The organism is Rhizobium sp. KDH_Rht_773_N (assembly GCF_052946295.1).
This window is the reverse complement of record NZ_JBRFNB010000002.1, coordinates 320,522-341,978: the sequence shown is the minus strand read 5'-3', so window position 1 is coordinate 341,978 and position 21,457 is coordinate 320,522. Positions and strand designations below refer to the sequence as shown.

19 protein-coding genes are annotated in these 21,457 nt (G+C 62.8%); 6 read left to right on the top strand and 13 right to left on the bottom strand.

Annotated features, from left to right (window positions below; translation table 11 throughout):
* Nucleotides 1–14 precede the first annotated feature (14 nt).
* Together ACU8HS_RS23525 and ACU8HS_RS23520 are read left to right on the top strand one after the other, a co-directional pair.
* Complete coding sequence (locus tag ACU8HS_RS23525) at nucleotides 15–857, top strand: BtpA/SgcQ family protein (RefSeq protein WP_447016313.1); 843 nt, start codon at nucleotides 15–17, stop codon at nucleotides 855–857.
* Nucleotides 858–862: 5 nt separating this feature from the next.
* Nucleotides 863–1,507 (top strand): TenA family protein, encoded by a 645-nt coding sequence (locus ACU8HS_RS23520; protein WP_447016312.1) that lies wholly within the window; start codon nucleotides 863–865, stop codon nucleotides 1,505–1,507.
* 30 nt (nucleotides 1,508–1,537) lie between these two features.
* Here ACU8HS_RS23520 and ACU8HS_RS23515 read toward each other — a convergent pair whose 3' ends face one another.
* From ACU8HS_RS23515 to ACU8HS_RS23495, 5 genes are all read right to left on the bottom strand, one after another.
* Nucleotides 1,538–1,861 (bottom strand): hypothetical protein, encoded by a 324-nt coding sequence (locus tag ACU8HS_RS23515; protein WP_447016311.1) that lies wholly within the window; start codon nucleotides 1,859–1,861, stop codon nucleotides 1,538–1,540.
* A 102-nt stretch (nucleotides 1,862–1,963) separates the two neighbouring features.
* Nucleotides 1,964–3,181 carry an L-2-hydroxyglutarate oxidase gene (lhgO, locus tag ACU8HS_RS23510; protein WP_447016310.1) on the bottom strand — a complete coding sequence of 406 codons (1,218 nt, stop codon included), beginning with the start codon at nucleotides 3,179–3,181 and terminating at the stop codon, nucleotides 1,964–1,966.
* Nucleotides 3,182–3,238: 57 nt separating this feature from the next.
* A complete protein-coding gene (locus ACU8HS_RS23505; RefSeq protein ID WP_447016309.1) occupies nucleotides 3,239–3,610 on the bottom strand; it encodes a hypothetical protein in 372 nt (123 codons plus the stop codon).
* 71 nt (nucleotides 3,611–3,681) lie between these two features.
* Nucleotides 3,682–4,470 carry an ATP-binding cassette domain-containing protein gene (locus ACU8HS_RS23500; RefSeq protein ID WP_447016308.1) on the bottom strand — a complete coding sequence of 263 codons (789 nt, stop codon included), beginning with the start codon at nucleotides 4,468–4,470 and terminating at the stop codon, nucleotides 3,682–3,684.
* 99 nt (nucleotides 4,471–4,569) lie between these two features.
* Nucleotides 4,570–5,835, bottom strand: a complete 1,266-nt coding sequence (locus ACU8HS_RS23495) for a glycerate kinase type-2 family protein (protein ID WP_447016307.1) — start codon at nucleotides 5,833–5,835, stop codon at nucleotides 4,570–4,572.
* A 173-nt stretch (nucleotides 5,836–6,008) separates the two neighbouring features.
* Between ACU8HS_RS23495 and ACU8HS_RS23490 the strand changes: the two genes are divergently transcribed.
* Entirely contained in the window at nucleotides 6,009–7,301 is a 1,293-nt protein-coding gene (locus ACU8HS_RS23490) for an MFS transporter (protein ID WP_447016306.1), read from the top strand.
* 62 nt (nucleotides 7,302–7,363) lie between these two features.
* Here the strand turns inward: ACU8HS_RS23490 and ACU8HS_RS23485 are convergent, their stop codons facing one another.
* The 3 genes from ACU8HS_RS23485 to ACU8HS_RS23475 all read right to left on the bottom strand — a co-directional run bounded on the left by ACU8HS_RS23485 (nucleotide 7,364) and on the right by ACU8HS_RS23475 (nucleotide 10,897).
* Entirely contained in the window at nucleotides 7,364–8,824 is a 1,461-nt protein-coding gene (locus ACU8HS_RS23485) for an MFS transporter (RefSeq protein WP_447016305.1), read from the bottom strand.
* Nucleotides 8,825–8,886: 62 nt separating this feature from the next.
* Complete coding sequence (locus tag ACU8HS_RS23480; RefSeq protein WP_447016304.1) at nucleotides 8,887–9,723, bottom strand: alpha/beta fold hydrolase; 837 nt, start codon at nucleotides 9,721–9,723, stop codon at nucleotides 8,887–8,889.
* Between the two features lie 13 nt (nucleotides 9,724–9,736).
* Nucleotides 9,737–10,897, bottom strand: coding sequence for an FAD-dependent monooxygenase (locus ACU8HS_RS23475; protein WP_112570549.1), 1,161 nt, complete (start codon nucleotides 10,895–10,897; stop codon nucleotides 9,737–9,739).
* A gap of 111 nt (nucleotides 10,898–11,008) precedes the next feature.
* Here ACU8HS_RS23475 and ACU8HS_RS23470 point away from each other — a divergent pair, with 111 nt between their 5' ends.
* Nucleotides 11,009–11,941, top strand: coding sequence for a LysR substrate-binding domain-containing protein (locus tag ACU8HS_RS23470; RefSeq protein ID WP_447016303.1), 933 nt, complete (start codon nucleotides 11,009–11,011; stop codon nucleotides 11,939–11,941).
* 7 nt (nucleotides 11,942–11,948) lie between these two features.
* On the opposite strand, the gene ACU8HS_RS23465 is transcribed toward ACU8HS_RS23470, so the two are convergent.
* From ACU8HS_RS23465 to ACU8HS_RS23445, 5 genes are all read right to left on the bottom strand, one after another.
* Nucleotides 11,949–12,761, bottom strand: coding sequence for an inositol monophosphatase family protein (locus tag ACU8HS_RS23465; protein WP_447016302.1), 813 nt, complete (start codon nucleotides 12,759–12,761; stop codon nucleotides 11,949–11,951).
* A gap of 20 nt (nucleotides 12,762–12,781) precedes the next feature.
* A complete protein-coding gene (locus ACU8HS_RS23460) occupies nucleotides 12,782–13,822 on the bottom strand; it encodes a LacI family DNA-binding transcriptional regulator (protein ID WP_447016301.1) in 1,041 nt (346 codons plus the stop codon).
* Between the two features lie 480 nt (nucleotides 13,823–14,302).
* Nucleotides 14,303–14,608, bottom strand: a complete 306-nt coding sequence (locus ACU8HS_RS23455; protein ID WP_112703372.1) for a hypothetical protein — start codon at nucleotides 14,606–14,608, stop codon at nucleotides 14,303–14,305.
* A 188-nt stretch (nucleotides 14,609–14,796) separates the two neighbouring features.
* On the bottom strand, nucleotides 14,797–16,692 hold the full coding sequence (locus ACU8HS_RS23450) for an ABC transporter ATP-binding protein (RefSeq protein WP_112570540.1): 1,896 nt from the start codon (nucleotides 16,690–16,692) through the stop codon (nucleotides 14,797–14,799).
* A 24-nt stretch (nucleotides 16,693–16,716) separates the two neighbouring features.
* Entirely contained in the window at nucleotides 16,717–18,525 is a 1,809-nt protein-coding gene (locus ACU8HS_RS23445) for an ABC transporter ATP-binding protein (RefSeq protein ID WP_377312718.1), read from the bottom strand.
* Nucleotides 18,526–18,881: 356 nt separating this feature from the next.
* Here ACU8HS_RS23445 and ACU8HS_RS23440 point away from each other — a divergent pair, with 356 nt between their 5' ends.
* Both ACU8HS_RS23440 and ACU8HS_RS23435 read left to right on the top strand, forming a co-directional pair.
* Complete coding sequence (locus tag ACU8HS_RS23440) at nucleotides 18,882–19,751, top strand: aldose 1-epimerase family protein (RefSeq protein WP_447016300.1); 870 nt, start codon at nucleotides 18,882–18,884, stop codon at nucleotides 19,749–19,751.
* Between the two features lie 273 nt (nucleotides 19,752–20,024).
* Nucleotides 20,025–21,431 (top strand): FAD/NAD(P)-binding protein, encoded by a 1,407-nt coding sequence (locus ACU8HS_RS23435; protein ID WP_112570661.1) that lies wholly within the window; start codon nucleotides 20,025–20,027, stop codon nucleotides 21,429–21,431.
* Nucleotides 21,432–21,457 lie beyond the last annotated feature (26 nt).

Below are 21,457 nucleotides of genomic sequence, written 5' to 3'. Positions count from 1 at the left end.
AGAAAGGAAAGAAAATGCAGCAGATATCGGATAAGGCCACAAGCGCCATACGGGAAATATTTGGCACTGACAAGGCGTTGATCGGAATGATCCATTGCCCGCCTTTCCCGGGTGCCCCACGCTACCGCAGCGCGGCGATGGAGACGATCTACGATGCGTGCATGCGTGACGCGGACGCGCTCGTCAAAGGCGGCATCCACGGATTGATCGTGGAAAATCACGGCGATATCCCCTTTTCCAAGCCCGAGGATATCGGCCACGAGACCGCAGCCTTCATGTCGGTCGTGACCGACCGCATCGCGCGCGCCGCCGGCGTGCCACTCGGGATCAACGTGCTTGCCAATGCACCGATTCCGGCCTTCGCAATCGCAATGGCAGGCGGTGCGCGCTTCATCCGCGTCAACCAGTGGGCGAACGCCTATGTCGCCAATGAAGGCTTCATGGAAGGTCGGGCCGCCGAGGCGATGCGCTATCGCTCGGCTCTGCGCGCCGAGCATGTCAAGGTGTTTGCAGACAGCCATGTGAAGCATGGCGCGCATGCCATCACTGCCGATCGCACGATCGACGAATTGACCCGCGATCTCGCATTCTTCGATGCGGATGTGGTAATCGCCACCGGTCAGAGAACGGGCAACAGCGCAACGATGGAAGAGATCGAGGAAATCGGCGCCGCCACCCATCTGCCGCTGCTCGTCGGCTCCGGCGTGACCAAGGACAACATCGTCGATATCTTGAAGCGCACCAACGGCGTCATCGTCGCCTCCTCGCTCAAGGAAGGCGGCGTCTGGTGGAACCCCGTGGAGCCGGCACGCGTGGCAGCCTTCGTCGAAGCTGCAAAACCCGGCCTGGAGGTGTAGCGATCATGGGCTGGAGCCTCTCGCAACAGATGCTCGACGAAAACCGTAAGGTCTTCGAAGCCATGGTGAACCATCGTTTCGTCGAGGATATCAAGGCTGACCGCCTTTCGAACGAGACGTTCGAGCGATACCTGGTCTTCGAAGGGGCCTTCGTCGACACGGCGATCGCGATCTTCTCCTACGCCACAGCCAAAGCCGAAACCATCGCCCAGAAGCGTTGGCTGATCGGCGTTCTGGATGCGCTTGCAAACCGGCAGGTCGCCTATTTCGAAAAGACATTTGCAGTACGCGGCATAGATCCCTCCCGCTATGATACCGGTCGGGCCGATGTCGCTTCCTTCCGCGAAGGCATGCTGGCAATTGCTCGCGACGGCGGTTTTCTCGACACGATCGCTGCCATGTTCGCCGCCGAATGGATGTACTGGACCTGGTCGACGGCGGCGAACTCGACGGCAATCAGCGATCCCTTGCTCAGCGAATGGGTCAAGCTTCACGCGGAGCCCGAGTTCGAAGCTCAGGCGCGCTGGCTGAAGACTGTTCTGGACGAGGCGGGCGAGAACATGGATGCTGCCGAGCGCAAGCGGTTGAGCGCCATATTCGGGCGTGCTCAACGTCTCGAGATCGATTTCCACGAGGCCGCCTACTCATGAAAGATCGTGCTACGATCGGCGGTATCGACGTCAACAGGCGACGTTGCTGCCGCCCGCCGTCAGATCAAGGATTTGCGGCCGTGCGACCGGTTTCGAAGTCTGGATCAGACGGGCAAAGATTTTCTGATGGCCCTCCACGAGGCAAGTGCCCGAGATCGACGTTGTCCACATTGTCGATGACGCTGGGGCTGGCCGCCTCGCTGCCGGCTGCTCGTCGAAACCGATGAATGCGATTTGCTCAGATGCATTTGTGCCGCGCTGCTCGCCCGCCGACCACCGCTGCAGCAGCGCACCAGCGAGGGACTGTTCGACCTCGTGCAGATCGGCGATGCGATTTCCAGCCGCAACATCCATGCAGCTGTCTATGACGCTTTGAGATTGTATTCGTTGTTTTGATATCCTGGCAGCTACGCCAGTTGAGAGCGGTAACCTGTCTTCCGGGCTCTCCCCCCAAGGTCAAGCGGAGATCGTTGCGCGCCAACCGAATTGGGCGGCTGCGCGCGTGACAAGGCCGCGTCCGATCGGGATCGCCGAAGTGGCGGCGGGCGAGGGCGCGTTGCAGACATGGATGCTGCGGGCGGTTTCATGGATAAGGAAATCATGCACCAGCGTGCCGTCGGCAAGGACGGCTTGCGCGCGGATGCCGGGGCGGTAGGGTTCGAGATCGTCGAGCGTCAGTTCCGGGCAATAACGCTGGCAGAGCGCGAGATAGGCGCGTCGGTTCAGCGAATTCCACATTTCCGAGATGCCGGAGCGCAAATTGGCGCGGATCACACTGCGGAAACCGGGATAGGTAATCATCTCGGCGAGATCGCGCAGGCTGACATCGCCGAAACGATAGCCGTCGCGGGCAAAAGCGAGCACGGCATTCGGGCCGACAGTGACATAACCGCCGATCATCTTCGTCAGGTGGACACCGAGAAAGGGCAGGGCTGGATCCGGGATTGGATAGATCAGGTGGCTGACGATATCGTTCTTGTCGGCACCGAGACGATAATATTCACCGCGGAAGGGCACGATGCGGAAATCGAGGTCGAGGCCGCCGAGCCTGGCGATGCGATCGGCCATGATCCCGGCGCAGGCGATCAGGTTCTTCGTCTTGATCACGATTGCACCGGCACCGATCGTCACCCCGGCCGGCTCTTCGCCAATGCGGTCGACTGCGGCGCCGGTGATGATCTCGACGCCGCGTTCGCTCAATAGTTTCGCCATTGTGCGCGCGACGAGGCCGTAGTCGACGATGCCCGTCGTCGAAACGAAGAGGGCGCCTACCCCGCATATATGCGGCTCACGCCGGCGCAATTCTGCGGCGTCGAGGCGTTCGACCGGCAGGCCGTTGGCGATGCAGCGTTCGTGCAGCGCGGCCATGCGGTCGAGTTCAGTCGTATCCGTCGCCACCAGCATCTTGCCGCATTGCTCGTGGGGCAGGCCATGGTCTTGGCAAAAGCGGATCGTCTCCAAGACACCCTCTTTGCAGAAGCGTGCCTTCAGGCTGCCCGGCTGATAGTAGACGCCGGCATGGATGACGCCGCTGTTGCGGCCGGTCTGGTGCAGGGCGACATCGTTTTCGCGCTCGAGGATGACGATCGTCAGGCCAGGATAGCGGGTGCTGACTTCCAGCGCCGTCGCCAGTCCGACGATGCCGCCGCCGATGATTGCAAGATCATAATTCATAGGCGTGAATTCCCGTATTCATGGGGAAGGGGCCGGTCGCGCCGGCCCCTCATCGCATCAGACGATCGGGAGGATCTTCTGTTTGCCGTTCTTGCGTTCCCATTCGGCCCAGGCATCGTGCTCGTTGATGTCGCGCAGCGGCTGCGGGTCGGAATAGATGATGTCGGCGATCTCGTCCTTGCGCAGGAAGGTCACGCCCTTGTGCTTGCTCGCATATTCCAGGAAGCGGGCGAGCGAGCGCACACGGTAGGGCCGGCCCTGAATGCGGTCATGGGTGGAGATCGCCATCATGCGTCGGCGGGAGGCACCTTCTTCGTAAAGTTGGTCGAACTCGTCCTTCAGCTGTTGCTCGTATTCTCCGGTCGAGAACTTGTAGGCCTCGAACTGGATGATGTCGTTGAGGTTCAGCGAATAGGGAACGATCGCCATATCCTTATCGCGCACCTTGATGAGGAAGGGCTCGTCGCGGCTCGGCCGGCATCTCTAAGTGCGGGTTGAGGTCAGGCTGCGGGTGAAAGCGACGCGGCGCCGAGCAGGCCTGCGATCGACAGCGCCTCTTCCGGAAGCTCGGCCGCGACCCGGCCGGAGCGGAAAACATAGGCGCGATGACAGATGGCAGTGACTTCCTCGAAATCGGTCGAAATCAGCAGAACGCCGAGGCCGCTTGCCAGCGCATCGGCGAGCAGGCGGCAGATCTCCGCCTTGGCGCCAACGTCCACGCCCGCCGTCGGGTCCTCGAGCACGAGCACCTTGCCGCCGATCCGCATCCAGCGCGCGATCACCACCTTCTGCTGGTTGCCGCCGGACGGCGTCTCGATCGGCGCTGCGGGTACGTTCTGCCGCAGGCGTACCCTGGCGCCCATCGCTTCCGCCTCGTGTTCCTCCGAGCCGTGCGAGCGCAGGCCGAGGAGGCCGCGTCCGGCGGCCACCGGGTTAAGGAACATGTTCTCACGGATGCTCATGTCCTGGGCAATGGATGCGGCGTTCCGGTCGCCCGCGACCATCAGCACGCCCTTCGAAATTGCATCGAAGGGATCGCGTGGCCGATAGGACTGGCGCGCGAGGAGGATGGTGCCTGAGGCGATCTTTTCCGTGCCGAACAATGCCTTGCCGATTGCGTCCTGACCGGCGCCGCGCAGACCGATGACCTCGCCGCGGCCGAGCACTAGATCGATCGGACCGACGTCAGCGGTTTCGACGCCTTCGAGGCTCAGCACCGTTTCGCGCTTCTGCGACGCCGGCGGGCGGACGAAGATCTGATCGTGCGGGCGGCCGATGATTGCCTGCACCAGCTCGTCGGCGCCAATCTCGGCTGTGCGCGCGATGGTGGCGACGACGCCATCGCGCAGTACGACGACGCGGTCGCAGAGCGCATCTGGAGCGCGCAGTCAGAGGATCAGGATTGCCCTGAAATCATTGACATTGGTGCCGGTCGGGCCGGTTTCGAAGAGGTCGCCGATCGCCTTGAAGCCGGAATAACTGTCATTGCCGTCGAGAAGGCGGCGTGGATCGAAGCCGGCGGCGCGCAGCCGTTTGACGGTGCCGCCATCGGCAAACGCACCGGCATTGTTTTCCGAACCGTCGATGCCGTCGGTGTCGGCGGCGAGCGCATGGATGGCGCCGACACCGTCGATCGCCTGTGCCAGCGCGAGCGCGAATTCCCCGTTGCGGCCGCCCCTGCCGCCCTTGGCGCGCAGCGTCACCGTCGTCTCGCCGCCGGAAAGGATGACGGCCGGTTTCTTGAACGGCCTGTCGCGGCCGGCGACCTCGCGGGCGATGGCCGCATGCACCAGTGCCACGTCGCGCGCTTCTCCCTCGATGGAATCGGACAGGATCGCCGGCGTAATGCCCTGCGACCGTGCGAGCTCGGCCGCGGCTTCGAGCGATACGCCGGCCGAGGCGATGATGTGGTGCGCATGGCGGGCAAAGACCGGATCGTCCGGCTGCGGCGCATCGGCTCTCGGAGAGTTCAGATGATCGATCGCCGCCTGCGGCAGCTTCAGGCTGTACTGACGGATGATCTGAAGCGCATCGTGGCGGGTCGAGCCGTCGGGAACGGTCGGACCCGATGCGACATGGGCTGGATTGTCGCCGGGAATGTCGGAGACGATCAGGCTGACCACACGGGCCCTGGTCGCAGCCGCCAGCCGCCCGCCCTTGATGGTCGACAGGTGCTTGCGCACGACGTTCATGGCCGAGATCGGTGCGCCGGAGGCAAGCAGCAGCTCGTTGAGCAGGATCTCGTCCTGCAGAGTCAGCCCTTCCGGCGGCGAGGGCAGCAGCGCCGAGCCGCCGCCGCAGATCAGCGCGATGACGAGGTCGTCCTCGCGCAAGCCCGAAACGGTTTCCATCAGCCGCCTGGAGGCGGCAAGGCCGGCTGCATCGGGAACCGGATGAGCGGCCTCGATGATCTCGATCCGATCGGTCTCGCAGCCATAGCCGTAGCGGGTGACGACCACGCCTTCGAGCGGCCCGTCCCACACGCTTTCGAGCGCCCGCGCCATCTGCGCGGCCCCCTTGCCGGCGCCGATCACGATCGTTCTGCCCTTTGGTTTTTCCGGCAGATGCGCAGCAATACCGGTCAGCGGATCGGCGGCGCGAACGGCTGCGGAAAACAGGCTGGCCAGGAAATCGCGGGGTGAGGACAGGGTCATGATGATCTCTCTGGAGATACGGGCGCAAGGATGGCTTCCGCGTCCCTAGGCATGACTGTCGACATATCGCTTGTCAATGCAGGAGCCGCTCCTATCCGTTCGGTGTGATTGATAATCGTCCGGAGGCAGCTATCTATTGGCATGAAAAGCAACAATCATTTGGAGAATTTGCAATGGTCGGCGAACAGCAGTTGATCTCGAAGATCACCTGGCGGCTCATGCCATTCCTCGGAATCCTCTACCTCATTGCCTATATCGATCGTCAGAATGTCAGTTTTGCCAAGCTGGAAATGGTCGGTGCGCTCGGCATGAGCGAATATGCCTATGGCCTTGGCGCCTCGCTCTTTTTCATCGGCTATTTCCTATTTGAAGTGCCGAGCAACCTCTTCCTCGACAGGTTTGGCGCGCGTGTCTGGTTTGCGCGCATTCTCGTCTCCTGGGGCATCGTCACCATCCTTCTTTCCTACACGCAGAACGCGACGATGTTTTATATCCTGCGCTTCCTTCTCGGCGTCTGCGAAGCGGGTTTCTTTCCAGGCGTCCTCTATCTTTTGACGCTCTGGTTCCCCTCGGATTATCGCGGCCGCATGGTCGGCCTCTTCATGATCTTCAGTGCGCTTGCCAATGCCGTCGGCGCCCCCGTCGGCGGCATGCTGCTCGATCTCGACGGTTTCCTCGGCCACGCCGGCTGGCAATGGGTTTTCCTGGCGACAGGCATTCCGGCCGTCATCGCCGGTGTCGTCACCTACCTCTATCTCTACGACCGGCCCGAAAATGCGAGCTTCCTCAACGGCGAGGAGAAGAGCTGGCTGGCAGAGCGGCTCGCGTCAGAGAATTCCGGCATGGACCACAATGCCGAAAACGGCTTCAAGGCGCTGATCGACCCCCGCGTCCTGCTGATGGCGCTCTGCTACATCGCCTTTCCGCTTGCCGCCTATGGCCTCAGCTACTGGCTGCCGACCATCGTAAAGGCTTTCGGCGTCAGCAACAGCGTCAACGGCTTCCTCAATATCATTCCGTGGATGCTGGTGGCGCTCGCCCTCTGGGCGGTGCCGGCTGCTGCCGACAAGGTGAAGGCGAAGACGCCCTATATCGTCATTCCCGCCTTCATCGGCGCGGCCTGCCTGCTGCTCTCGGCGCTCGTTCCGAACCATGTGCTGCAGTTCATCTTTCTCTGCATCGCCGCTGCCGGCATCTTTGCCCCGCAGCCGGTCTTCTGGAGCCTTCCGTCGCGCTTCCTGAAGGGAGCGGGTGCTGCGGCCGGCCTTGCCGCCATCAACTCCGTCGGCAATCTCGGCGGCTTCGTTGCCCAGAACGTCGTACCCTGGATCAAGGACGAAACCGGAAGCACGATCGCGCCGATGTTCTTCCTGGCGATCTGCCTTGCCGCCGGCGCGCTGCTGGTCTTCGCCGTGGCCATGATGATGGCGCGCAGGGAGCATGACGCCGTGCCACGCAGCGCCTGAAGATCGTAAAATGCCAAACCCCGGCACATGGGTGCCGGGGAAATGCTGTGGGCGGGCGTGGCTTAGGAGGAAATTTCCTCGAGCTTGCGTCCTCCGGTTTCGATCATCTGCGTTGCCGCAAGCGCGCCGATCACGGCGACAATCCCGAACATGATGAAGACTGACTTGATGCCCTGTGCGCCGACCATGTAGCCGACCGTCGCAGGACCGACCGCCGAGGCGATGCGCAGCCAGGACGTGGCAAGGCCCGTGCCGACTGCGCGCATGCGCGTCGGGTAGATTTCGGGCGTATAGAGGTAGAGCACGGCGTTGATCGAACCCACGACGCCATAGGCGAGCGTCGCCAGCAGAATGAGCGACCAGAGGCTGCTTGCGCCACCTGCGGCGAGTGCTGCGAGCAGAACGGCGCCGACAAGGAACGAGACGACGGCCCAGGTGCGCCGCCCGATGCGGTCGATGCAGAAGGCGCAGGCAAGCAGAATGATGACCTGCGCGACATTGGTCATCGAGGCGGCCCTCAGCGCACTGCCGAGTTCCAGCGAATAGACCGTGTGATAGAGCGTCGGCATCCAGTTGTTCAGGCTGTTGGCCACGAAGAACGAGCTTGCCCAGAGGATCCATGCGATGATGGTGCGCATGCGGAAAGTGGGCGAGAGCAGTTCGCGCCAGCGGCTGCGCGGCCGCGGTGCAGCGGCCTGGCTTTGACTGCCGAGCGCCAATGTCGCTTCGTTATAGGCGCGGTCGTCGAAGGAATAGCCGGGATCCTTGCGCCTTGCACTGTCCTCGGCCTGGCGGATCACCTTTTCGGCTTCGTCGAACCGTCCTTGGCCGATCAGCCAGCGCGGTGATTCCGGCAGGCGGTAAAGCAGGTAGGCGATCAGCAGCCCCGGGATGCCGCCGATCAGAAAGAGGGACTTCCAGCCGAAAACCGGCACGATCAACGTGCCGAGCTGGCCCGTCACCATCAGCCCGACGGGGAAGATCAATTCGTAGAGCATGAAGTTGCGTCCACGTCCCTTGGCGCGCAGGAGCTCGCTGACATAGGCGGCCGCAACGGGCATTTCCCCGCCGACCCCGATACCCTGGATCAGGCGGCAGACGAACAGCATCTGGAAATTGCCGGCCATGATGCAGGCAAGGCTCATCACCGACATCAGCGCGGTGGCGGATGCGGCCATGTGAACGCGACCGAGCGTTTCGGCAAGGCGGCTGAAGAGGAGGGCGCCGATGAGCTGGCCGATGTAGCTTGCCGCGATCATCCAGCCGATCTGAGCTGGCGTCAGCGCCCAAAGTTTGATCAGGATCGGCAGGACAAAGGCGAGCGAAAGCGCATCGAAGGCATCGAGAAACGTCGCGCCGCCCATGATGATCCGCGCCCGGCGATGCCAGGGTGTAAACGGGACCGCTTCGAAACGGGCCGTCAGAACCGCGGCGCGGCCGGCCAGCTGCATCTGCTGCGAACCGTCTTGCGAAACCTCGCCCGCAGCAGGGCCGGCAACCAGTATGCTATTGTTATCGTGCATATCATCCTCCCAGATCAGCACGGTTAAACGGGCTGGCGGCTCCCCCTGCCGCCAGCTTCACCCTAATGGGCGGCAGCTTCAACCATCTTGCCGATCGCCGCGGCGATGACATCGCTGCATTCGATCGGCGTCAGGTGCCGGGCGCCCGGCAGGATCGTCAGGGACGCGCCGGGGATTGCCTCGGCGAGCTGGCGCGCGCTTTCGACCGGCGTGGCATAGTCCTCCTCGCCGACAATGACCGCGACCGGGAAATCGAAACCGGGAAGGGCGCTGCGGAGATCGGCATCGCCGAGCATGATGCAGGTCGCTTCATAGGAATCGAGATCGTTGCGGACGAAGATTTCCATCATCTCCTGGATCTTGCGCGGGTTTTCCGCCCTGAACCGCTCGCCGAACCAGCGGGTCGCCTGGAAAGCGGCCATCGAGGCAAGGCCTTCGGCCCGCGCTTTGGCAGCACGCGCCCGCCATTCCTCGGGCGCCTTTTCCCCGTACCAGGCCGTCGTATCGATGAGGACCATGGCCGAGACCCGTTTTGCGTGGCGCGCGGCAAAAGCCTGTGTGATGCAGCCGCCCATCGAGCAGCCTGCAACGACCACCTCATCCCAGCCGATCTTGTCCAGAACCTCGGCGGCATCGTCGGCAAAGCGCTCGATCGCCCGGGAGAGGGGGCCGCGGCTGCTCCAGCCGTGCCCGCGGCAATCGATGCAGATAATCTCGGCCTGCCCCTTCAGGGCGGAGACGACGTCCGTCCAGACGCTGCCGTCAAGAGCGAGCGAATGGATCAGCAGCAGGCGCGGCTTTCCCGGCGTGCCATATCGCCGGTAGGCGATGGTTGCCTCATCCGAGACGGTCACGAACTCGTAACGACCGTCCATCTCAAGGGGTTCTTGCTGCAACATTGCGCTGTTCCGATCAGCCGGCCATGGCGAGTTCGTTTTCGCCGACCAGCGGCACGTTCCAGGCGTCGTAGCCATAGAGCCATGTCGTGTCGTCGTTGCCGCCCGACATCCACGTATTGGCGCTGGAGATCGCCTGGATACGCGAGGTGCGGGGCTTGCGGTTTGCCTCGTAGCGGCGGAAGGCGCCTTCGATGTCGTCATTGTCGGCAGCCTCGAGGCAGCGCGCCAGAATGGCGGCGTCCTCGATGGAGGTTGCCGCACCCTGGGCCATGTACGGCGTCATCGGATGGCAGGCGTCGCCCAAGAGCACGACACGGCCGTCGCTCCAGCGCGGCAGCGGTTCGCGTTCGAGAATTGCCCATTTGTGGCAATCCGGGCAGGCGTTGAGCACCATCTGCACTTCCGGATGGAAGCCTTCGTAGGCGGCTCTCAATTCCTTGACGTCGCCCTTTGCCGACCAGGATTCGGCGGTCATCCAGTCGGCCGACTCGGGAACGCTGGTGACGAAATAGAGCGAGCTGCGGTCGGCTGCCGTGTAATAGATGACGATATGCCGGTCGAGGCCCCACCACTTGGTTCTGGAGGGGGCAATCGTGCCGCCGTTCATCAGGCTGGCGTCGAAGACCGCGCGATAGGCGATGCGGCCTTTGTGGAGCGGCGCATCGGGACCGACGATGAGGTCGCGCACCAGCGAGTGAACGCCGTCTGCGGCGACGACCGCATCTGCTTCGACCTTGGTGCCATCGGCAAAAGAAAGGCTGACGCCGCCGTTTTTCTGGTCGAGGCCGACCAGTTTCTTGCCGAGATGCACGATCTCAGGCGGCAGCACGGAATAAAGCGCCTCATGCAGATCGGCGCGATGCATGCACAGGAACGGCGCGCCATAAAGGCTTTCCGGCATCGGCAGTTCACGCTTGAGTTCGCCGGTGTCCCAGACGCGGTTGAGGTGGGAATAGGGTTCGAAGGCGATCTTCTTGAGGCGGTCGAGCACGCCGATGCCGCGCAGCACGTGTGACGAATTCGGAAGCATCTGGATTCCGGCGCCGACGCGGGCGAATTTCGGCGCCTGTTCGTAAACCTGGACGTCGATACCGACCTTGCGCAGCGTCGCCGCGGCGGCGAGCCCGCCCATGCCGGCGCCAATGATTGCGATCTTCGGTTTGCTCTTGGCCATGTCGTCTCCTCCTTGGGTCGGTCAAGTTGGGAGGAGCCTAGAGACGTGACATGACCATGTAAAATATTTATATTGTTCAACACTTAAACTCAAAAAGTTCTAGGACGCTGGATGGAACTCAGGCATCTCAGATATTTCGTGGCTGTAGCCGAGGAGGGGAGTTTCAATCGCGCCGCCGAGCGGCTGCATATCCAGCAGCCACCTCTGGGGCAGCAGATTCGCGATCTCGAATATGAGCTTGGCGTGCAATTGTTCGATCGATCGCCGCGCAGGGTCGCGCTGAACGGCTCGGGCGAGCTTTTTCTCGAGGAGGCACGCGATATTCTGAGGCGGGCACAATTGGCGGTCGACAACGTGCGGCGCTTCAGTCAGGGCGAAAGCGGCCGTCTGTCTGTCGGCTTTACGAGTTCGGCCTCTCTGCATGTGCTCGCGCCGCAATTCCTCCAGCAGTTTCGCCGGGCCTTTCCGCTTGCCGAGATCGTGGTCGAGGAAAGCGAAACCTACGAGCTGATTCTGGCCCTGCAGCAGCAGCGCATCGATGTCGCGCTGCTGCATATCGATGCGAAGCGGTTTCCCGAATTGACGGCGCGGGCTCTTTCCGAAGAGGACATGCTGGTCGCGGTGCCGCGCAACCACCCCTATGCGGATGCGGACGGCGGGCCCCTGACGCTCGGCATGCTCGACGGCGTCGATATGGTCGTCTATCGGCGCACGGATGGGCCTGGGATCTTCGAGCGCCTGACGGAAACTTTCCGCGCCGCCGGCGTCGCACCGAGGATCGTCGACGAAGTCTCTCGAATTATCGCCGCCATCAACCTTGTGGCCGGTGGGCGTGGCCTGACCGTCGTGCCCGCGTCGATGCGGGTCCTGCACCGGGAATCGGTCGTCTATCGGGCGCTGGTGCCTGGGGAACTGCCGCCCCTGCCGCTTTACGTCGCCCACCGCGCCGATGCGCGGCTTGCCCTCATCAGGAATTTTGTCGATCTGACGGAGAAGATCGCCTCAAGCTCATCCGGAAACAGCGGGTCCGGGCACGCAGGCTAACGGCGTTCTACGCCGGTTCATCCTGCAGCGATCGGTTGACGAGCGCCATGAGATCGTCCTTCGCGCCGGGAGCAGCGGCGATCACCGGGCCGCCGGTCAGAAGCGTGCCCTTGCCGGGGAAGGCTTCGGTCCAGCCGCCGGCCTCACGGATCATCAGAAGCCCGGCCATGCAGTCCCAGGCGTTGATATGCGGCTCGTAATAACCGGCGAGCCGGCCGCAGGCGACCTGCGCCAGCATAAGCGCGCCGGAGCCGTTGCGGATGAACATGCCGCCGTCTTCCAGCAGCAGGTGGACGAAGACCGATACCTGTTTCAGCGGAATGCGAAAATTGGCGCCGATACCGAGAAGCCCGGTGCCTATGCTCGCGGCCCCGTCAACGCTGATCGCCCTGCCGTTCAGAAAGGCGCCTTCACCTTTTTTCGCGACAAAAACATCGCCCGATGTCGGCTGGCAGATAAGGCCGAGTACGGTTTCGTCGCCTTTCATGACGGCGATCGAAATGCACCACTGGTCGATGCCGTGCACGAAGCAGCTCGTGCCATCGATGGGATCGACGACCCAGAGATAGCCGGAAGGACCTTCGGCCAATCCCTCCTCCTCGCCGAGAACGCCGTCATCGGGAAAGGCGGCAGCGATGCGATCACGGATCATCGCCTCCACGGCCTTGTCGGCCTGGCTCACCACATCCTGGCAGTTCAGCTTGTGGCCTGTTTCCAGCGAGGCGAGATCGGAGAAAAAGGAAAGCGCCTTTCCCGCCGCGTGGAGGATTACGTCCCTGGCAAGAACGAAGCGGGCATCATCAGGAAATTCGCAATGCATGGGAAACTTTCGAAAGGGAATCAGGGCCTGAAGCTCTGGCGGATGACGAGCTCCGGAATGACGCGTTCATAGCCCGGCGGCAAGTCCGGATTTGCGAGACGCCGTTCCATCAGCTCGACGGCTCGCATTGCCATGACGAGCGGGTCCTGGCGGAAGGTGGTCAGCTGATAGCTGAGCCAGGACGCTTCGGGAACGTCGTCGAAACCGATGATGGCGACATCTTCGGGAATCCTGAGCTTCACCACCTGGCGCACATGATCCATGAGGCCGAAGGCGATCTGGTCGTTGGCGCAATAGACCGCGTCCGGGTGCACGGCGTTCGAGAACAGGGCGCGGCCTGCGGCAATTCCGCTCTCGTAATCCGAATCCGCTCCGCGGCCGATAAAGACTTCGGCACCGAGCCCGTCGGCCGTCGACAGAAAGGCGCTTTCGCGCTCGATGATGCTCGGTGTGCCGGTGTTGGAACCGGCAACCGCCAGCCGCCGCCGCCCGGCCTCGAAGAACACGGTCGCCGCCTTGCGGGAGGCTTCCGAGTTGCCGGCGCGCACATGATCTGCATCCGGTTCGGAACGGCCGATGACGATGAGCGGCTGACCGTTACGCTGGGCAAGCTCAAAGAAGCTCGCCGGGGGCGAGCCCGACAGAATGATGATCGCCTCGGCACGATGGCCGATCAGCATCTTCTGGGCAGCCAGCAGTTCATCCTCGGTCTGGCCGGTGTTGATGAGGATCGGAATGCTGCCGCGCTGGATCAGGAATTTGGCAAGCGCTGCGGCGAGATGGGCGCGAAACCCGATCTCCGGCTTGGTGGCGACGATGCCGACGAGGCGGCTCTGATTGGCAAGCACGCCGCGGGCAAGATCGTTGACATGGTAGCCGAGCTCCTGGGCTGCGCGCAGCACCTTCTCGCGCGTCGCGGGCGCAACGCTGGCCCCTGGCGTGAATGTTCGCGATACCGCCGAGCGGGAAACGCCGGCAAGCTGCGCCACCTGCTCGGCGCTCACGAAACGCATGCGCTCCTTCTTCGGCGCCTTCCCGTCGTTCGCAGGACCATCACTCATCGGCTTTCCCTCAGTACCCTACATCCGCGCGCCAAAACGATGCGACGAACCGCGCCGGAGATCGGTACAGGACGGGTCGCGGAAGGACGGATGATGCGATCTGGCAATCCCCCGCAGCACATCTACAGGGAGGCAATGGCAGCAAGTTGACATTGGTCGGGCCGCGGCGCTGACCACTATTTGTCGTTTCAGGAACCGGTCCATTTCTCCGCCCGTTGCACAGGTGCAATCATGTCGCACAGCCGTGCAATTGCCCGAGCCGAGAAGTAACGGCGGTTCTTTGCAGCCGCATGACAAATGGCGGATTTTTCCGGCTGGGCGGAGCGAGCCGTAACCGACGTCGCCGGTGGCTTCCGTCTATTCGGGTGGAGCGAGGCCGAGATTGCGGCTGCAATCCCGGCCGAAAGGGGCGAAAGGCAGCGGCGATGACCAAGGATCAGGCCAGCGCCGCCTCAATGCATTACGGATTCTCCAGATCCGCTAGTCGCAGACCCGTACGGTTTCCGTGTGATAGCCGCCGTCATAGCGGTTGCGGACGTCGCGGTCCTCATACCAGCATCTCGGGGGCGGCGGGCCGGCATCATAGTAGCGAGGGCCATCGACGTAGCGCGGACCGCTGTTGACGATTGCGCCGCCGATCAGGCCGCCGACCACACCCGCCGCAAGGCCGCCGGCAATGGCACGCCCAGTATTGTCGTGGTGATGATGGTCGCGTGCCGCAGCAGGCTGGACAGCCGAGCCCATTAGGGCCGTCGCGATCAACAGACCGCTAACAATTCTCTTCATGACATTCTCCTTAGTGGCAGATCGCCCCTATAGGAGATAAATGCCTCAGAACGGCGTTTGTTCGTCGAAATCTTGCGCCTTTTGAGGCAAGGCAGCTCAAAAGGCGGCGGCGAGGGTTCCATTTTGCGCGTTTTTACAGCGGAAAAGCGAAATTCGTCGTGGACTATGCGCAACGGCAACCGAGGGTGTCAGGTCGCCGATTCCGTCACCGTCTCTTCCAGCACGTCCTCGGGAATATCGTCGAAGGACGCGTAGTTGAGGTTATAGAGCTTCGAATAGAGCTTGCCGTTTTTCATCAGCTGCTGGTGATTGCCGCTTTCGACGATCTCGCCATTCTGCAGCACGATGATGCGATCGGCTTCGCGGATCGTCGCCAGCCGGTGGGCGATGACGAGGCCGGTGCGGTTTTCGAGCAGCTTCACCAGCGCCTTCTGGATCAGCATCTCGGTATAGCTGTCGATATTGGCGGTTGCTTCGTCGAGGACGAGGATCTTGGCGTCCGCCACCAGAGCCCGGGCGAAGGAGAGAAGCTGGCGCTGGCCGAGCGAAAGATTGCCGCCACGCTCGCCAAGCATGCTGTCATAGGCTTGGGGCAGACGCATGATGAAATCATGCGCGCCGACCGCCTTGGCGGCTTCGATCACCTGTTCGCGCGTGGCCTCCGTCTTGTGGTAGCGGATGTTTTCGAAGACGGTGCCGGTGAAGAGGAAAGGTTCCTGCAGCACCATGGCGATCTGCTGGCCGAGAGAATCCTGCGTGAGTTCGCGCACGTCATGGCCGCCGACCATAACCTGTCCCTGCTGCACTTCGTAGAAGCGGTGGATCAGCGACATGCAGCTCGATTTGCCCGAGCCGGTCGGGCCGACAAGGGCGACCGTCTCTCCCGGATTGACCCGGAAGCTCACATGCTTGAGCACCGGATGCTTGGGATTGTAGCCGAACACGACATCGCGGAATTCGACGGAGCCGTCCATGTCGGGTGACAGTATCTTGGCATCCGGAGCATCCTGGATTTCGACCGGCACGTCGAGCACGTCGGTCAGCCGCTGGCCGGACGCCATGGCGCGCTGCATGACCGAATATTGCAGCGTCAGCGAGCGGATAGGGTCGAAGAAGCGCTGGATGTAGAAGAGGAAGGCGACGAGAACGCCGACGTCGAGCGCCTGGTTCAGCACACGCGCGCCGCCGACAACGATGACGAGCGCCATGGCGATACCGGTCAGCGTATCGACGATCGGCACCATGATCTGCGCGTAGCGCGCTGCCGTCAGATGCGTCAGCAGGTTGGCATGCGCCTTGTCGTCGTAGAGCGTGAAGTTGACCTCCTGCCGGTCCATGCTCTGGACGGCGCGCACGCCGTGGATCGCTTCGGCAAGCGCGCCGTTTGCCACCGAATTCGTCTCATGGGCGGCCATGAAGGACTTGCGGGCAAGCGGCAGCCAGAACAGGCGCACCACGAAGAGCACCGGCAGCACGGAAAGCGTCAGCAAACCGAGCTTGAAGTCGAGATAAAGCATCACGAAGACGATGCCGAAGAGCAGGAAGATATCGCCCACCGACAGCACGCAGGTTTCCAGGAATTCCTGCATCGAGTTGACGTCGCCCTGCAGGCGGGACATCAGCCGGCCGACCTCGGTCTTGTCCATGAAGGAGAGCGAAACGCGCTGGAGATGTGAGAACATCGCCTTGCGGATATCGAAGAGCACGTTTTCCGCCACACCGCCGACCAGCGTTTCCTGCCAGTAGCTGGCGCCATAATTGATGAGGATGGCGACGAGGAAGGCGAGGATCGCCCAGGTCAGTGCCGAGCCGCTCTCGTTCGCCTGCATGCCATGGTCGATGGCGTAGCGGATGATCAGCGGAATGAGAAGCTGCATGCCGGTAAAGACCAGAACCGAGATCACCGACAGGATGACGTCGCGCCGGTAGGGATGCACGAAGGCCCAGATGCGCTTGACGATGTTGGAATCGAAGACCTTGCCGAAGATCTCTTCTTCGACGCGCTGCGATCCGACGACTGCCCTCGGCGGGCGTCTGCCATCCTCGCGAACGTCCGGACGCTCGGTTTCCAGTTCCTCGGCCATCGTGTTTCCTCCTGCGCCGGTTTCTTACGCGCTCAAAGCGTCGTCGCCCGGTCGCACCTGCAAATCGTAAAGCGCCTTGTATCGCCCGCCGAGCGCCAGCAGCGCCTCATGCGTGCCCTGTTCGACGATGCGGCCGTCCTCGATGAAGAAGATCTTGTCGGCATGCATCAGCGAGCTCAGGCGGTGGGCGACGATGATCGTCACGCGATCGGCGGCATAGCGGCGCATGGCGCTGCGGATGCGCTGCTCGGTCGCCGCGTCGATCGCCGCCGTCGAATCGTCGAAGACCATGACGGCGGGCTTGAGCATCAGCGCGCGGGCGATCGAAAGCCTCTGGCGCTGGCCGCCCGAAAGCGAGACGCCGCGTTCGCCGACGACCGTGCCGTAGCCGGTCGGCAGGCCGAGAACGTAGTTATGGAGCTGCGCGCTTTCGCTGGCGCGTTCGATGCGGCTTTCCTTGGCCCAGGGATCGCCATAGGCGATGTTGTTTTCGATCGTCGTGGTGAACAGGAAGGAATCCTGCTGCACGACGGCGACGGAGCGGCGCAGCGACTGCAGCGTCGTCTTGCGGATATCCTGCCCGTCAATGGTGATCCTGCCCGCCGTTGCATCGTAGAATCTCGGGATCAGGTGCGCGAGCGTCGACTTGCCGCTGCCGGGGGGGCCGACGATGCCGATCGTCTCGCCGCGCTTTGCCTCGAAGCTGATGTCGTGCAGGACCTCGTGCATCGGGGAGGCCGGATAGGCGAAGCTGACATTCTCGAAGCGAAGCGTGCCGTCCGTGATCGTCAATTCCTTGGCATCGGGTGCGTCGCGCACGGCGATTTCAAGGTCCAGCAGTTCGAAGAGGCGTGTGCCGCAGGTCGAGGCGCGGGCAAAGGCGTTGACCATCAGACCGAGCTGGCGCACGGGCATCTGCAGAATGGTCATGAAGGTCAGGAACGAGGCGAGCGTACCGACGGTGATCTCGCCGGAATGCACTTTGCCGCCGCCGACCCACAGAACCAGACCCATCGCCGCGAAGAAGGAGAAGGTCATGGCGCTGGTGTTGACGACGCGGATGCCGACGCGCTGATGGGCGAGCTCCAGCGCATTCTTCGAGGCCGCTTCGAATTTCGAAAGCTCGTGTTCCTGCGCGGCGAAGGCGCGGACGACACGAATGCCGCCGAGGTTTTCCTCCATGATGCGCGTCAGCACCGACAGCCGCTGCTGCAGGTCGAGCCATGTGGCGCGCAGGCGAAGCTGTGTGACCGAAGAGCGCCAGCCGACGAAAGGTACGAAGGAGAGCGCCAGCAGGCCGAGCACGACATCCGTCGACAGCAGCATATAGGCGCCGATACCGATCAGCATGGAAAGCAGGAAGACGCGCACGAGTGCGGTCGAAAAATACATGCGCACCCCTTCCAGATCGAGCAGGCCGACGGTGATGAGGTCGCCCGAATGCACGCTGTCGTGGAAGGAAAAGGAAAGGCGCTGGATCTTTTCGTAGCACGCAAGGCGCAATTCGTAGCCCATATGGTGGCCGACCGCCTCGCTGTAATAGTTCTGGATCATCGTGAAGATGCCGCGCAGGATGCTGGCGCCCAAAAGCAGCAGCGCCGTCGTCAGGAGCGCATCCTGCGCCTGCTGGCCGATCGTGCCGCCATGCAGCGCCACCTGCGTATGGTCGACCGCCTGGCCGAGCAGGCGAGGGATCAGGAGCTGGAAGGTGGAGGCGATCAGCGTCGCGCTGATGGCGAGGCCTGCCTGCCAGGGATGGCGGAAGGCCATGACGGTGATGCGGAACAGCGTAAAGAGGCCCTTGCCCCACCCTGCCGCGGTTGCAAGCGCCATCGAAGCCGAAGGCTTCGTCGCGCGTATGGACGCATCGCTGCTCACGGTATTTTTTCCAATAGATGTGTGCTCGGACCAAGTGGCCCGGAAAGACGGCAAATCCATGAAGGGATTGATAGCGCACCCACATTTGCCGATTCCGGCAGGGGGTTCAAGTAAAGAATTCACCAGTCGGTTATTTTTACGTGAGCCTTCCTCGCTTTGGACGGTAGCGTTACCGTACGTGGCCGCCGCCCACACGCAGGAGGCGTATTTTTCTGCCTGAAAACGAAAGCCCCGCAGCGGCGCGTCGCCAGTGGAAATCCGCGTCCGGCGCATGTATGGTCCCCTCGCCAACCAGCAGAAGAGGGCGTTCGATGTCATCCACGGTGCGGATTGCAAATCAGTTTCTCACGATCGACGTTTCCTCGCTCGGCGCCGAGATGCAGGCGCTGACGTCGAGCGACGGGCGCTCCTGGGTCTGGAACGGCGATGCCGCCTTTTGGACCGGCCGTTCGCCGATCCTGTTTCCGATGGTCGGCAAGGCGCCGAACGACACGTTGAAGGTCGGCGACCACAGCGCGCCGATGGCCCAGCACGGTTTTGCTCGCCGCAGCGAATTCGTCCTGGCATCCTCTTCAGAAACGAGCTGCCGCTACGAGCTTGCCGCATCCGAAACGACGAAGGCGGTCTATCCCTTCGATTTTCTGCTGGCGGTTATCCATAGCGTCGAAGGCCAGGCCCTGACCGTTGCCGCCGAAGTCACCAACCGCGACATCAGGCCGATGCCTTTCGGCCTCGGCTTCCATTCCGCTTTCCTCTGGCCGCTGCCGGGCGCTGCAGACAAGCCGCACAGCGTCACGCTCGACAACGGCGCCGAGCCGGCGCTCGTGCGCCTGGAAGGCGGCCTGATCTCGCCGAAGAAGCTGGCATCGCCCTTCAAGGCGGGCAACCTGGTGCTTGACCATTCGATGTTCGAGCAGGATGCGATGATCTTCCCGGAAGGTGCCGGCCCCGGCTTGCGTTATGGGGCCGAAGGCGGCCCAGCCATGCATTTCAGCTTCGAGAACCTGCCCAATCTGGCGCTCTGGACCAAGCCCGGTGCGCCCTTCCTCTGCGTCGAACCCTGGCACGGAACGGCTGCCGAAAACAGCGGTCCGGACGATCTGGAGGGCCGCCCCTATACGAAGGTGCTTGCCCCGGGGGAAACGGCGCGCTTTTCCTTCACCGTCGAAATTCTCGCATAGGCCGGATTCGTTTTCCGTTTTGAAACAGCGCGTTGAGCGGGTGCCAAAATAAACTTCTTGCCACCTCCTGTTTTTCGCGCTTTCATACACGACTAGTTTAATAGACTATGGGCTGGAACGAGAGTGCCCCTTCCAGCCAGCGGTTCCGGACGGAACCCGATTTGGTGGCGAACGTTTTGCGTGGCCGCGTGAACCTGCCCAACGCATGGCCTCAGACGTCCTGCGTTGAAACCTCGATCGAGACACATGCGGATGAGCCGCAAGGGAGTTGAGATGACGGTTCAGGGACTCTTTTCCGGGAAGGCGAATGCGGCCGCGCAGATTTCCGCGGTGCCGCGCATTGCAATCGTCGGCCGTGGCTTTTCCGGCATGATGATGGCGGTGGCGCTGATGCGCACGGTGCGTGCGCCGTTCCACCTCCAGCTTTTCGATCCGAACTCCACGGTCAATGGTGGCCAGGCATTGGCGTCGGCACGGTCCTCGACCATTCTCAATACGCGTGTGCGCGACCTTTCCGTTTCGCTCGGCGATCCCGACGATTTCAACGACTGGCTCTGTAGCAACGCCGAATTCCGCGCCGCCGTGCCGGCCGCAATCCCGGGCTTCCGGCAGATTTTCGTCCCCCGGGAAATCTTCAGTGACTACGTCTACCAGCGCTTTTCCGAAGCGCTTGCCGCCCGCCGGGACATCACCGTGCAGGTCTGTCATGATCCGGTCGTCGCAATCCGCAGGAGCCACGGCAGCCGGTTCCTGCTGGAGAGCGCCAATCCGTCCAATCCGCTTTTCGACACCGTGATCCTGGCGACCGGCTACGGCTTGCCTCGACCCGAGGCCGAGGAGCAGGAGGTCTCGCCGGTCAGGGCGCAGCGCCTCGTCGCCCGGCCGCATACGGTGCTGCTCGGCAGCGGCATCCGCGTCGTGGACCAGCTGCTGCAGCTTCGCGACGCCGGTTATGCCGGACAGGTAACGATTGTTTCGCGGCACGGTTTCCTGCCGCAGAGCCACACGCCGAATTCCGCCGATCCGGTCTTCCCCGCCGAAGCGCTGCCGCAGAGCCTGCCCGAGATCGTCAGGTTCATCCGCCAGGCCTGCCGCGAGGCGGAAGAGGAGGGACGAAGCTGGCAGTCGGTCATGAACGGTCTTCGCAGGCACGCCCGTTCGCTCTGGCGGTCGCTGCCCGCCCGCGAGAAGCGCCAATTCAACCGGCATCTGCGGGCGATCTATGACAGTCATCGCAACCGCCTGCCGGAAACCATGTATCTGCGCCTCAAGCGGGAACTTGCCGAGGGCCGCACGGTGCTCAGACGCGGCCGCGCCGGGCGCAGGGGTTTGAGCGGCCTGTTCTTCACGCCCGCCGGTTCGTCGGGCGAGGAGGTCATCCACGCCGAACGCATCATCGATTGCCGCTGCCATGCGCCTGATCTATCGGCCCCTTTGATTCAGAGCCTGATTGCAGCACGTCTCGCCATGCCTGACGAGCTTGCGCTTGGGCTGGCGGTCAACGCCCGCGGCGAACCGTTCCTGGACGACGGTTCGGCAATCGACGGGCTTTTTGCGGTCGGGCCGCTCGGCCTCGGCAGCCTGCCCGACATCGATCTCGTGCCTGAGATCGTCACGCAGGCCTATGCGGCGGCGGAACGGATCGCGGAACGCTTCTATCCGCAGAGTAAGGCCGTCTGAGGAAATTCCCGGCCGTTCTGGAACCA

Coding starts and splice junctions, on each gene's coding strand:
- ACU8HS_RS23450 (WP_112570540.1), bottom strand. CDS start 16,692: ATGGCCGAGGAACTGGAAACCGAGCGTCCGGACGTTCGCGAGGATGGC.
- ACU8HS_RS23470 (WP_447016303.1), top strand. CDS start 11,009: ATGGAACTCAGGCATCTCAGATATTTCGTGGCTGTAGCCGAGGAGGGG.
- ACU8HS_RS23475 (WP_112570549.1), bottom strand. CDS start 10,897: ATGGCCAAGAGCAAACCGAAGATCGCAATCATTGGCGCCGGCATGGGC.
- ACU8HS_RS23495 (WP_447016307.1), bottom strand. CDS start 5,835: ATGACCCTGTCCTCACCCCGCGATTTCCTGGCCAGCCTGTTTTCCGCA.
- ACU8HS_RS23435 (WP_112570661.1), top strand. CDS start 20,025: ATGACGGTTCAGGGACTCTTTTCCGGGAAGGCGAATGCGGCCGCGCAG.
- ACU8HS_RS23490 (WP_447016306.1), top strand. CDS start 6,009: ATGGTCGGCGAACAGCAGTTGATCTCGAAGATCACCTGGCGGCTCATG.
- ACU8HS_RS23480 (WP_447016304.1), bottom strand. CDS start 9,723: ATGTTGCAGCAAGAACCCCTTGAGATGGACGGTCGTTACGAGTTCGTG.
- ACU8HS_RS23520 (WP_447016312.1), top strand. CDS start 863: ATGGGCTGGAGCCTCTCGCAACAGATGCTCGACGAAAACCGTAAGGTC.
- ACU8HS_RS23485 (WP_447016305.1), bottom strand. CDS start 8,824: ATGCACGATAACAATAGCATACTGGTTGCCGGCCCTGCTGCGGGCGAG.
- ACU8HS_RS23505 (WP_447016309.1), bottom strand. CDS start 3,610: ATGGCGATCGTTCCCTATTCGCTGAACCTCAACGACATCATCCAGTTC.
- ACU8HS_RS23465 (WP_447016302.1), bottom strand. CDS start 12,761: ATGCATTGCGAATTTCCTGATGATGCCCGCTTCGTTCTTGCCAGGGAC.
- ACU8HS_RS23440 (WP_447016300.1), top strand. CDS start 18,882: ATGTCATCCACGGTGCGGATTGCAAATCAGTTTCTCACGATCGACGTT.
- ACU8HS_RS23455 (WP_112703372.1), bottom strand. CDS start 14,608: ATGAAGAGAATTGTTAGCGGTCTGTTGATCGCGACGGCCCTAATGGGC.
- ACU8HS_RS23460 (WP_447016301.1), bottom strand. CDS start 13,822: ATGAGTGATGGTCCTGCGAACGACGGGAAGGCGCCGAAGAAGGAGCGC.
- ACU8HS_RS23445 (WP_377312718.1), bottom strand. CDS start 18,525: ATGGCGCTTGCAACCGCGGCAGGGTGGGGCAAGGGCCTCTTTACGCTG.
- lhgO (WP_447016310.1), bottom strand. CDS start 3,181: ATGAATTATGATCTTGCAATCATCGGCGGCGGCATCGTCGGACTGGCG.
- ACU8HS_RS23515 (WP_447016311.1), bottom strand. CDS start 1,861: ATGGATGTTGCGGCTGGAAATCGCATCGCCGATCTGCACGAGGTCGAA.
- ACU8HS_RS23525 (WP_447016313.1), top strand. CDS start 15: ATGCAGCAGATATCGGATAAGGCCACAAGCGCCATACGGGAAATATTT.